Origin of the sequence: Algihabitans sp., assembly GCF_965226985.1 — a bacterium.
Lineage (GTDB): Bacteria > Pseudomonadota > Alphaproteobacteria > Kiloniellales > DSM-21159 > Algihabitans.
The window spans coordinates 136450-148369 of sequence record NZ_OZ245712.1 but is presented as its reverse complement, the minus strand read 5'-3'; the positions used below and the strand labels follow the sequence as shown (position 1 = coordinate 148369).

Genomic DNA, 11920 nt, shown 5'->3' with positions numbered 1-11920 from the left:
CCGAAGAAGCTGAGCTCGCCGCAACCCCTTAGTTCGCTTCAAGATTTCGACGCATGCATCGATCAACCGACAGTGCTTGCCCCTATCATCGACACCCTTTCACGATCACAGAATAACATATAATTTGTTATAAATATTTTGTTAATAGGCCCATCGAAAGACCCGGCGACGGCGGATGTCGCCACAAGCCATCGGAGAGTACCAGGGGATGGCGGCAGGGGATGGCGGCAGGGGAATGACAGGCACACTCTACGGGCTGGGAATCGGGCCCGGCGATCCAGAGCTCATCACATTGAAGGCTCACCGACTTCTGCAACGGGTGCCTGTCATCGCATATCCAATGCCTGCGGAGGGGCAGTCCCCAACGCGAGCCATCGCCGCGCCCCACATTCCCGCGGGCAGAACCGAGATCGCGATCAGACTGACAAGCGCGAACTCTACCCCCCGCAAAACCATAGAAATGGATGAATTCGAGAGAATCGGCAGAACGCTCGAAGACGGCCATGATGTCGCCTTGCTCTGCGAAGGCGACCCCCTTTTCTACAACGACGTTCAACCGCTCTTCCTTCGCCTGGCTGAACAGTTTCCGATTGAGGTCGTACCTGGCGTCTCCTCTTTGTCGGCCTCTGCTGCTGCGCTAGGAACTCCGCTGGCTGCGCAGGACGAACAGCTTCTGATCATTCCTGCCAGTCTGGCAGCGCGCACTTTGACCGTCAGGCTCTCCGAGGCCGACGCGGCGGCCGTAATAGAGTTGAGCGGAAACTTCGCGAAGGTCCGCGACTGCCTCGCCGTCACCGGGTTGCTCCCCAAATCGCGTTACATAGAACGCACGGCGCATGGGCAGCAACGCGTCCTGCCGCTGGATCAAGTCGACCCCACTCAAGTTTCACGAGCCTCGATGATCCTCATGCATCGCTCCAGTCCAGCCTGACGCACGGACTCGTCGCCAACGAGAAAGCGGTTGAGCGAAGCAGCGGCTCCTGCCATCCATGTCCCGCGACTTTTGGTGCGGGAATGGGCAACGCCATGGAATCTGGATTGGCCGGCTATCTCGAGCGGGCTTCCGCCTTGCTTCGGGAGAGCAATACGCCAGCGCTGGCAGCAAAGCTGGAAGAGGCGGTTGCCAGAATCTCCGAAGCGCTGATGCAAGAGAGACCGCTTCTTGTCTGCGGTAACGGCGGTTCGGCCACTGACGCTCAACACATCACGGGCGAACTGGTCGGCCGATTTCTAAAGGAGCGGCGCGCACTCAACGTCATATGCCTCGCGGACAATCCGGCGGTTCTCACGGCTTGGTCGAACGACTACAGCTACGACACCGTCTTCGCCCGCCAGGTCGAGGCCTACGGTCGACCGGGGGCCGTTCTGCTCGGCATCAGCACGTCGGGCAACTCGCAAAACGTGGTCGCGGCGATGGAAGCTGCGAAAGCCAAGAGCATGGTGACGATCGCCATGACCGGCAAAGGCGGCGGAAGACTGGCGCAGCTCTGCGATCTGCTGATCGACGTCCCCTCACGGCACACACCTGAAATCCAGCAGGTGCACGTCTGCCTCTATCACTACCTCTGTGAAAGGGTCGAGACGCTTTGCGCGTGAAGCGGCTCAGTAGACGCCGTTGCGCAGGCAGTCATGCAGATGCAGAAAACCGCTCGGCTGCGCCACGCCAGGCTCATGCACGAAAAGGGCGTTGATGCGCGTCTCGTGCATCACACTCAAGGCTTCGGCGGCCAAGGCATCCGGCGTAATCGACTTCGGCGCATGCGTCATTACGGTTTCCACCGGTTGATCGAGGATCTCCGGCGAAAGGTGACGCCTCAAATCGCCGTCGGTTACGATGCCCATCAGGGCTCCCTCGCCGTCGACGACGCCGACACAGCCGAAGCCGCGCGCAGACATCTCGATCAAAACCTTCGACATCGAGGTGCCCGCCGTGATCAGCGGCATGGCCTCACCGCGGTGCATAATGTCCCGAACACGGCGCAGGACATTGCCCAACCGGCCGCCGGGGTGGAACTCGCGAAAGTCGTCCCGGCTGAACCCTTTCGAGCGTAGCAGGGCGACGGCCAGAGCATCGCCGAGGACGAGCGTCAGAGTGGTCGAAGTCGTGGGAGCGAGACCGAGCGGACAGGCCTCTTCTGCTGCCGGCAGGACAAGCGCGACGTCGGCTTCCCGCGCAAGCGTGCTCGCCGAAGCGGAGGTCACAGCGATCAAAGGGATACGGAACCGCCGCGTGTAGATCAGCAGGTCGGACAGCTCCGAGGTTTCTCCGGAGTTGGAGATGGCAAGGACCACGTTGGCTTGTGTGATCATCCCCATGTCGCCATGGCTCGCCTCACCCGGATGGACGAAGAAGGCCGGCGTGCCGGTTGAGGCGAGAGTTGCCGCGATCTTGCGACCGATATGACCGCTCTTGCCCATCCCCGTGACCACGACATGGCCGGACGACTGAGCGATCAGGCGAGTGGCCGCGATAAAGGGTTCGGCCAAACCGTTTTCGAAGCTCTGCCCTAGGGCCTGAACGCCAGCCCCTTCCAGCCGCGCGACGCTGCGCGCCGCCTCCAGAATGTCGGTTCCTCCGACACCAGCTGCCCCAACACCGGATTCTCTGACACCCGTTCCTTTGACGGCGGAGCCTTGAGCAGCGGCCCCGTTCGGCTCCGGCATCGCATCCATGCCAACCGCTCTTGACGAACTCTGCACCATCTCAACACTCCGGTGTGGGCGCCGGGCCAATTTGCCGGCAGCGACTCGACTCGAGGTTACGGAACTGCAACATAACCGCCAGCACAACCGCGTCCAAGACTTGGTGACGCCTCCGGAACGCTTCGCCTCGAATAGTCGCCTCGTAAGAATGGATCAAGCGAGCCGATACCCGGCAAAAGCGAAAATCTTGCGGATGCGAGGAGGGCGTTCCTCTCGAACGTTCGGCAACTAGCTATCGGCGCCCGCAAACACTGCGGCGAGACGCTGGCGGAAGGCGCGGTCCAGCAAAAAATAACGCTCGCGCGCGGATTGGCCGAGTGCCTGCTTAGCCTCAGTGGACATGTCCACGAGTTCTGAAATCGTGCGTTCAAGTGCGTTCAAATCGACCAGGAAGTCAGTTCCCAATCGCCGGGGCATCGTATCCTTGTAGGGAACAAGCCTGCCGGTTTCAGGCGTCACGATCTCGTTCATCGGCGGAGCATCGGTCGTGACGACCAGAGCTCCGCTGGACATCGCCTCGACCAGGGTATGCCCCCAACCCTCGCTACGCGAGGGACAGAGGTGGAGGCCATAGCGATTCTGCAGGTCCACCAGCTGCTCGTAAGGTAGGTAACCATCGATGACTGTCATGTTCGGGCCAACCGCATCCAGATGGTCCCGCCTGGTAACCTTCAGAACCAGCTGGGGCCATTCTGGGTGGCGCTGCCAAAGCTGCACAATCTCCTGGGTGCCCTTACGAATGAAATCGGTCGAAACATGGAAGAAAGAGGTCCAGTCCTTTTCATGGCCCTCAATAAAAATGTCCTTCGATGTAAATCCTGTATAAACAATATCAGGGTGAATTCCATTGAAGCATGCGCGCGAATGTTGACTTTTGACAAGAATTTTGTCGAAGAACCGTAAGGCCCAAGCTCTATCTTGTCGGAAAGACTCCTGATTCGGAATCAGAATATGTTTCCGGCCGGCGTTCAACCAGCGCCTTTGTATTTGTGCGACATGAACGATCGTTTTGGATTGCTTCCTAAATCTCAGAACATCCCAGATGCTTCTGTCTTTGTCGTCAAAGCACCTGACATCGCAACCAATCTGCTCAAAACTTTCTTTCAATATAGAAACGTCCTGCAACAGACCGTAAGGATAGTACGTGCTTACCAAGTCGAGCGGCTGCCTATTCATCTGTACGCTTGACTCTTTAATGCCAGACCTAGGGCCGGAGCGCGGATCTAGGAATTTCCTCCGCGAATGACGGGTGAAACACTGGGGACCACTTCAATATGATGCAACTAAAAATTTTTTAAATTCCTGTAGATCAACCCTCACCTATCTTGAGTCGTTGAAATCTCGGGGCCAGAGAGAAGGTAACGGACCTCTTGTCCCCTCAGAAGCCTTCACCGGCAAAATCGAGCGATCAAAGAGCAAACAGGCCCTTTCAGAGTGAACTGATACCTCATCGCATAAAACAATAACGCCCCTCGCCGCCAACACGGAAAGAGCGGAGGGTTATTTGGCTCTCCTGAAGGAAGTTTGCGGCGATATGGACATTTATCATTGGAACGATCGCGTTTCGAACTTCGGGGACGAAATAAATACCTGGCTGTGGCACGAGCTGGCCGACCAGAGGTGGCCCCAGCTTGCTGGCGCTCTCTTCGTCGGCATCGGCACGGTGCTGGACCACCAGATTCCATCGAGCACCAAGGTTTACGTTCTCGGTGCCGGAGCCGGCTACGGCCCGCCCAAAGACATAACCGCCCTGGGATGGCGGGTTTATGGGGTGCGCGGCCCCATCACGGCGCGTCTCTGCGGACTAAGCCGGGATACGGTGATCGGTGACCCCGCAATGCTCCTGCCCGATGTCTTTCCGGTTTCGCGGCCGGACCAGACTGCGAAACGCAAGGTCATCTACCTGCCGCACGTTCACTCTGTCGCAAATGCGCCCTGGCAGGAAGTTTGCGACGCGGCAGGAGTTGTTTTAGTCGATCCACGGCACCCCTCCAAGACAGTCGTCGAGGAGATCGCGTCGGCCGACCTGGTGCTTGCCGAAGCGATGCATGCAGCCATTATCGCGGACGCCTACCGCGTCCCTTGGCTTCCGGTTTGGACATCCAACAGAATCAACGCATTGAAGTGGTCGGATTGGTCTCTCTCGCTGAACATAACTCTTGCCCCCCACCGACTCGACCCGCCATCCCTGCTCATGGCCACCGACAATCTCGTCTCGAAGGTCGCAGGTTTCGACATGACGACCCCTTTCTTCGACTTCCGCACCCGAACCTTTCTCGACATAGAGCGGATGGCGGAGGCGCAGAGGGCCACCGCGAAGTCGGCGGGCTCGAAGAAGGCATTCCGGATCAACTACCTGCGGCTCCGCACTATCGCGCTGGAAGCTCTGTTCGAAAAATTCGGGAAACGAAAAAACCGAAGCTTGACGATGCAGGCATCCGAACGGATGGCGGCGCTGGCGAAGCAGGAAGGCGTATTGAGCAGACAAGAAGACTTCAATGCTCAAAAAGAGAAACAACGAGCCCGACTGAGCGAATTTCTGAATGATCTATCAGAGCATCGGCCGTCGAATCGCCCTCAGCCTACCATCGCGGAATAGGCATGAACCGCGAGATCGCGTTGAGCGCAAAGGCGACGTAACAGCGCCAGTTGTATCGGTCACAGCGCAGGGCGTGCAGGATCACGATGTTCGCCAAGCGGTACTTTCTGAGTCGCGACAATATCCGCGAGATTCCATAGAAGTGTTGGCCTAAGGCTTGCGGATAGGTGCTCAGCAGACAGCGATGTTTCCTAACAATGTACAGCATCGATGAAACGTTGCGCCCCAGACCGCGGGATATGCTGTCAGGAGACACCTCGGCGATGCAGTGGGGCTGAGGATCGAACGCGATCTTGCCCAGAAGAGCCAGGCTCAAGGTGAACTCCCAGTCCTCGTTCGCGCGCAGCCGAGGATCGAAGCGAAGATCTCCGTCGAAGACCTCCCGTCTCACCATCAACGTCTGCATGGTGACGTGATTTTTGTAGGCGGTTGTCTCGAGTATCCGGTCGGATAACGCATGGTCATTAGGGTGAGGCACGAAACTGCACTCCCCAGGACCGTACTTCCCGTAACGGATCTTGCCGCTGTAGAGGCCGATATGGGTATCGGAAAGTGAGCGAAATCTCTCGACCTGATCCTCGATCTTGTGAGGCACCCAGTAGTCATCGGAGTCTTGAAAAGCGACCAAATCACCTCTGGCCGCTTCAATCCCGAGATTTCGGGCAGTCGCCGCCCCACCGTTGCGGTCCGCCTTCACGACCCGAAGCCGTGGGTCTTCGCACCGCGCTACGGCGGCGAGCGTTTCATCGGTGGAGCAATCGTCGACGACGATGATCTCGGTATTTCGGTAGGTCTGGTTGCAAACACTCAGTAGGCAGTTGGAAATCTGCTTCGCGCGGTTGAAGACCGGAATGACAACAGAGACGAGCGGTTCCTCGCCAAGCTGCTTGAGTCTCATCGGACGTGTCTCGTCCATATACACTCTTGTCCTTCCCTAAACCGCACGCCCCGGATCCGGATTTGCGAGACCAGGATCCTTTCGAGATTTCTCTGTACAGCTCAAGAGAGCTTGGACCGATGGTCTTCGAGAACTGCCGGTCAAGGTAACGTGGACGGAGACCGTCACGGCACTGAAACCACGAACTCGACAGTTACCGTTGTTCAGCAACTTCCTTCATGGTTTCGGAGTTTTCGAAGTTCGACGTTTCCCGACCTGCCAGGGCCCTGAACTGGGGGCTGTTCTGCAACAATTCCTGATAGGTGCCTTCGGCGATAACGCGTCCTTCGCCCAGCATGAAGATCTTGTCGCAGCGTTCCACAGTGCTCAAACGGTGTGCGATCAGTACGATCGTCTTCTGCGTCGCCAGACTGTAAATGGCTTCCATCACGGCCTTTTCGGTCAGGTTGTCCAAGGCACTGGTCGCTTCATCGAAGATCAGCACCGACGGGTTCCGGTAAAGCGCCCGCGCAATCCCAATTCTCTGCCGCTGACCGCCCGACAAGCGAATTCCACGCTCGCCCAGGACCGTGTCGTAACCTTCGGGCAACTCGTCGATCACGAACTGATGAAGCGCAGCCATGCGCGCGGCCTGTTCCACTGCGGCCATGTCGACCTGGTCGGGAGAGACGCCAAAGGCGATGTTTCCGACCACCGTGTCGTTCGTGATGAAGATATGTTGAGGCACGTAGCCGATGGCACGCTGCCAGTTCCCGAGGGTGTCTGCGCCGACCTCGGTTCCATCGACCAGGAGTGCACCGGTCTCGGGTTGCAGCAAACCGAGCATCACATCGACCAAAGTGGTTTTCCCGGCCCCGGTTCCGCCGACGAGGCCGACGGTGGTATTGGCCCGAATCGTCATGTCCACGCCCTTGAGCGAGGGCTGATCGGCGCCCGGGTAGCGATAGACCGTGTCCTTGAGGCGGAACTGGTTTTTTACCGTCAGCGGCGACAAAACCGCTCGCTCCGCGTCGAATACGGACTGATCGGCACCGATGTCCTGCAGGTCGCGATGGATGGAATCGAGAGCCGCCGCCCCGTACCGGATACTGCTCAGGTTCTGATAGATCTGCTGGAATGCAGGCAACAGACGGAAGCCGGCAATCGCGTAGAACCCCAGGATCGGCAGGACGTCCGCCAAAACGCCCTGGTGGATGTTGAGCAACACGAGGATAAGGATCAGCATGCCGCCGAAGGCAATCGCCTCGAACACCCAGCGCGGCAGCTCGCGCACGATCTGACTGGTTCCGGTCAGATGCGCACAAGCCCGGGCGGCGGGATGGAAGGCGTCGCTAAAGTGGCGCTCCAGGCCAAGCAGCTTGACGTCCTTGACGCTGCCGAAGGCTTCGCTCGCCACCTGAAAGCGGCGGCCGTTGGCGATCACGCGCTCCTGACCGATCTTCGCGAGGTAGGTGCGGGTAAAGGCGAACAAGGCCCCGTAAACGGTCACCAGGACCACGGTCAAGACCAGGGAGATCACAGGATTGACGATGATGATCACAACGATCATCGCCAGAGAGAGCGCGATCTGCGCCACAACCTTCAGCGCCGGAAGCAGAACGATTGCCAGAAGCTGATCGACTTCGGAAAGAATCGACTTCGACAGCTGAGAGCTGTCACGCAACAGAAACCAAACATAGGGCTGCGACAGATAAGACTTCAGAAGTCTCATACTAATACTATAAACACGACGCGTCCCGAACCTAATCAGGAAATAAAGAGAAAACAGCTTCAGAGACATCCCAAATACGATGACGACAAAAACCAATCCGCCAAGCGCGATGAGAAAATTAAAATCAGAGGTGAATCCAAAATAGTTGTACAAAAACCCGAGATATTGATTCCGCTCGATAATCGTGGGATCTGCCAGAACCGCCAAGAACGGCATGATGGACGCCAGCCCAAAGGCCTCGAAAAAGCTGACGACGACGAGCAGGGCCGATAGCAATCCGAAGTTACGGCGCTCTCGCCCCGTCATGACGCCAAATATTTTTTTGTACAACGCCAGCATCTTATGTCTTTCGCTCGTATAGGCGCGCGGCGGAGAACCGAACGGGCGCAGGAAACCGACTTCTCCTTCGATAATCGCGTTTCCACCAAGCCCTCAACTCCGGTCGGATCAAGTACCACGATCCGAAGAAATCGTACGCTTTCAGATATTGCTGATCATCGGCTTAACGCGCTTCGCTTTGTCAGACTCCGCCGGAGCATTCCAGCAAAACTTCTTAAATGCGCCAGAGGCCCGGTCCGGCGGGCCGCCGATACCAGCCTGAGACCGCGATATCTGGGATAGAAGCGCCCCAGCAACGCAAGAACGGCCACCCGTGAAAGAACCAGCCGCCGCCGCCGCGCCTGGTAGGGTTGCATGCGCCCGACGTCCTCGAGAGTGGCTGGCTCCGTCTCGATGAAACGCGCAGTTCGGGCGGCCTCCAGCACTGCTTGCCCCCGAACCGTACGCGCAATGATCAAGCTGCGTCCCTCGGCCTCGTCGAAGAGAGGATAGCCGCGCTCATCGCCGAACCAGGCATCGGCACAGACGATATCCGCCGTCATCCCCGTGGCATCCGGACAGATCTTACAACGCAGCTGTACCCGGCTGCTAAGGAAGTCCCCCCAGGCTTCGGCATAGGTCATCTCATGGGTGTCGCCCGCTTGGGTGACGGCGCGCGCCTTGCCGGGCCAGCCCTGCCCTCGGTACCGAAAGTCGGTAAGCTCCTTTGGGTCGACTCCCATCTTATCCAGAATGGCGAGGGCACCGGCACGGCTGGGAATCCCACCACACATGAAAGACAGGACCACGGGGAATTTCTCGGCAAGCTCCGGTCGATGCCGCGCATAAGCCCGCAAGGCCGCTACATCGCAGGGCTTCCCGACGAAAGCCAGAGGTTCGGGCGTTCGAAGCAGTTCCGTAAGCTGCTCCAGAGGCGCCGAGGGGGCGTAGCGCGAACCGGCGGCGCGCAGGATATCGTCTTTCGTACGGCTCAGCTGACCGGTATTGGCGATGGGATCATTGGGATCGACCACCGTCTGCGCGATCCCCTTCACGGTTCCGCTGTCCATCAGATACTGCAGCAGTGCGGACAGGGCGCCACCAGACGACCCTTGAAACCGCATCTCGGGGTCGCGGGCGTGTCCGGTCGACAGCTCGACGATCGGGCCCCAGTCCGGATCGAAGTGACCGTCGTGTTCGTCGATCCGAACGACCGCGCCAGGACAGACCTGGGCAATCAGGTCGTCGGTTTCCGGCGCAACGTCGCCTTGGGCCTCCGGGCGCAGAAACCCCTCTTCGCTCAACACCATGCGCAGCGCGGTGTTGCCGGTCATCGCGGCGCACAGTCCGCACCCGGTGCAGAGGCCGCCCTCGACGATAGCCTTCAGTTTAGGGGGAAGTGCTGGCATGCCGACCTTTCACTTCGCCCAGCAGATCAACGAGGAAGTGCTGATAGCCGCCAAGGCGCTGCAGCGCCCGTTCCCTCACCTGACCGGCTTCCAACGCCAGCGCCGCACGTCGTTCGAAAGCATCCAGAACTTTGTCACAAGCCGACTGCGTCGTTTCGGTCTTGAGGTCGATCGTCGCATCGTACCCCAGGCTGCCGAACAACCCTCCGAACTTGCGGCTGTAGGCCAGAGGCGCGACCGGAACGCCGCTCGAAAGCGCCGCGATACAGGCATGCATGCGGGCACCTGCAAAGAAGTCCAGCGCGGCGATATAGCCTTTCGCCTCGCTCGGGTGGGAGAAGCTCGGGGCGACGACTACCCCCGGATGAGCCTCGGCAAGCCGACGACACAGAGCCTCGTCGTCCTCGACCTCGGAATCGCTCGGCAGGACGTGCGGAACGAGATGCACCTCCAGGTCTTCGCGGCTTGTCAGCTCGGTCAGAAGAAGATCGACGAATTCCGCGAAATCGACACTCAAGCCGAACATGTTGGAGCGATTGTATCCACCGAAGTAGAGCAAGGCGGAAACATTCAGACCGACCTTGACCTTAGCGGAGTTGAACGCCGTCTCAGGCGGGGTGGCAGGCAGGCGGAAGGCCACGTCCGACGCTTCGCCCAATCGCCGAACGCCCAGATCCTTGGCATAGGCGAGCGACAGCGCATCCCTGGCAAAGGTCATGCGCGAGCGGTTCATCAGGAAGGTGGCGATAGACCGCAAGAGCCGCCGGTTGAAGGGTCCAATCGTCTGTGGCGACTGCACCAGCGGACGCCGGGCTGCCAGGGCATAGCTTTTGGACAGGCAGAAATAGGTGAAGCGCCGCCAGCCGTAGATATCGGCAAAGCTGTCGCCACCGCCAATATCGAGCACCAGGTCGCACGCCCGAATTGCCCGCTGCAGACGGCCGAAGGGCAAGAAGGCTCGGCTCGTGAGACCCACCACCTCGACGTCGTCGGCCCGGACGTAGATCGGACTGCCGGGGTCGAGCCACCCCAGAATCACGAAACGCACCCGAACGTCGGCGGCCGCGGCGGCTTCCCGCAAGATCGCCAAGTGGGACACCGTCAAGGCGCCGACGCCGAGATTGCCGGAATTCGCGCTGTGCCAAAGCAAACCGACCGTGATCTCGCTCCCAGCCATCACAGCTTACCCCCCTTCTGGCTCGCTGTTTCCTCAGTCGAAGGCCTCGCAACGTTCAGGGCAAGCTGCCAGTCCGAGGCGGGCAATCGCCGGCGAACCGCCGGCGACGGTCCGAAACCGTGCATTCCCCACAGGCCCGCAATCATCTGCTGCGGATGCCGCCAGTATCGACGGATCAGCATGGCCCACGACCAACCGTAAACGCTGAGAAGTAACCAGGGCGTCCAGCGCCAGGCAAAACGAATGCGATTGCGATACATGAAGTAGACGGAGAAAGGGGAATCCACGCGACGCCCGCTGCCCGAGCCGATGGAGGCGCCGGCACGGTGATGGACGACGGCATCGGACGCGATCCCAAGACTCAGATCCCCACGCCGGAAAGCCCAGTCGATCTCCTCGAAATACAGAAACCAAGTCTCATCCATCAGACCGGCCTTCTCCAGAAAGGCCTTCGACGCCAGCATGCTGGCGCCCGAAACAAAGTCCAGTTCGGCATCGTTGGGAGGGCGGCAGTCATCCGCCTTGCGACCGAGGTTGGCACTCTTGGCGAAGCCCATCCACCGACGATAGATCCCACCGTCGGTGTGCACATAGCCCGGTCTGGCATGATAGAGAACTCGGGTTCCGATGAGGGCCCAATCGTCGCTCACCTGCGCCCTGGCGGCCAAGGCAGCCGGCGCCGCTGCCTCCACGACGGTATCGGGATTGAGGATCCAATAGAAATCGACAGTCCTCTTCTCCATCAGAAAAGACAGGCCACTGTTCACACCGCCTGCAAAACCCAGATTCGCGGTGTTCTCGATCAAGGTGAAGGCTGACGCCTTGCCGTCCACCATCCGCCAGGTCTCGGGCTCGTCACCGCTGAGCCGCGACAGCGTGTCTTGCTTCTGAAACCACTGACGGATGCGGGCGACCGTCCCATCCCTGCTGGCATTGTCGATCACGACGACATCCAAGGCTGGATAGCCGCTCTCCAGGAGGCTGGCCAGGCAGTCGGCGATGAAATCCTCGGCGCCGTACGTCACAACCACGACCCCGATAGAAGGCACCGCTGCGGCCGGACGTGCCAAGCCCTCTGCCTCTCTCGGCAAAACTTCCGATCTGG

At 59.4% G+C, this 11920-nt stretch carries 10 protein-coding genes; 3 read left to right on the top strand and 7 right to left on the bottom strand.

From position 1 onward, the window contains the following. The first annotated feature begins 175 nt into the window (after positions 1-175). Positions 176-931: an SAM-dependent methyltransferase gene (locus tag ACO054_RS00665; RefSeq protein ID WP_421708516.1), complete on the top strand. Its 756-nt coding sequence runs from the start codon at positions 176-178 to the stop codon at positions 929-931. Between the two features lie 95 nt (positions 932-1026). Next, positions 1027-1596 (top strand): D-sedoheptulose-7-phosphate isomerase, encoded by a 570-nt coding sequence (locus ACO054_RS00660; RefSeq protein WP_421708515.1) that lies wholly within the window; start codon positions 1027-1029, stop codon positions 1594-1596. Positions 1597-1602: 6 nt separating this feature from the next. Here the strand turns inward: ACO054_RS00660 and ACO054_RS00655 are convergent, their stop codons facing one another. After that, positions 1603-2673 (bottom strand): KpsF/GutQ family sugar-phosphate isomerase, encoded by a 1071-nt coding sequence (locus ACO054_RS00655; RefSeq protein ID WP_421708514.1) that lies wholly within the window; start codon positions 2671-2673, stop codon positions 1603-1605. A 258-nt stretch (positions 2674-2931) separates the two neighbouring features. Further along, positions 2932-3879 carry a glycosyltransferase gene (locus ACO054_RS00650; RefSeq protein WP_421708513.1) on the bottom strand — a complete coding sequence of 316 codons (948 nt, stop codon included), beginning with the start codon at positions 3877-3879 and terminating at the stop codon, positions 2932-2934. A 358-nt stretch (positions 3880-4237) separates the two neighbouring features. Here ACO054_RS00650 and ACO054_RS00645 point away from each other — a divergent pair, with 358 nt between their 5' ends. Beyond that, complete coding sequence (locus tag ACO054_RS00645) at positions 4238-5302, top strand: polysaccharide pyruvyl transferase family protein (RefSeq protein WP_421708512.1); 1065 nt, start codon at positions 4238-4240, stop codon at positions 5300-5302. Here ACO054_RS00645 and ACO054_RS00640 read toward each other — a convergent pair. The 5 genes from ACO054_RS00640 to ACO054_RS00620 all read right to left on the bottom strand — a co-directional run bounded on the left by ACO054_RS00640 (position 5286) and on the right by ACO054_RS00620 (position 11885). Continuing rightward, positions 5286-6200 (bottom strand): glycosyltransferase family 2 protein, encoded by a 915-nt coding sequence (locus ACO054_RS00640; RefSeq protein WP_421708511.1) that lies wholly within the window; start codon positions 6198-6200, stop codon positions 5286-5288. The two genes, ACO054_RS00645 and ACO054_RS00640, sit on opposite strands and share 17 nt — an antisense overlap. Before the next feature lie 193 nt (positions 6201-6393). Beyond that, complete coding sequence (locus ACO054_RS00635; RefSeq protein WP_421708510.1) at positions 6394-8250, bottom strand: ABC transporter ATP-binding protein; 1857 nt, start codon at positions 8248-8250, stop codon at positions 6394-6396. A 155-nt stretch (positions 8251-8405) separates the two neighbouring features. Further along, positions 8406-9638: a Coenzyme F420 hydrogenase/dehydrogenase, beta subunit C-terminal domain gene (locus ACO054_RS00630; RefSeq protein WP_421708509.1), complete on the bottom strand. Its 1233-nt coding sequence runs from the start codon at positions 9636-9638 to the stop codon at positions 8406-8408. Continuing rightward, positions 9619-10815 carry a polysaccharide pyruvyl transferase family protein gene (locus tag ACO054_RS00625; RefSeq protein WP_421708508.1) on the bottom strand — a complete coding sequence of 399 codons (1197 nt, stop codon included), beginning with the start codon at positions 10813-10815 and terminating at the stop codon, positions 9619-9621. Before ACO054_RS00625 ends, ACO054_RS00630 begins: the two co-directional genes overlap by 20 nt. After that, on the bottom strand, positions 10815-11885 hold the full coding sequence (locus tag ACO054_RS00620) for a glycosyltransferase family 2 protein (RefSeq protein WP_421708507.1): 1071 nt from the start codon (positions 11883-11885) through the stop codon (positions 10815-10817). Before ACO054_RS00620 ends, ACO054_RS00625 begins: the two co-directional genes overlap by 1 nt. Positions 11886-11920: the final 35 nt, after the last annotated feature.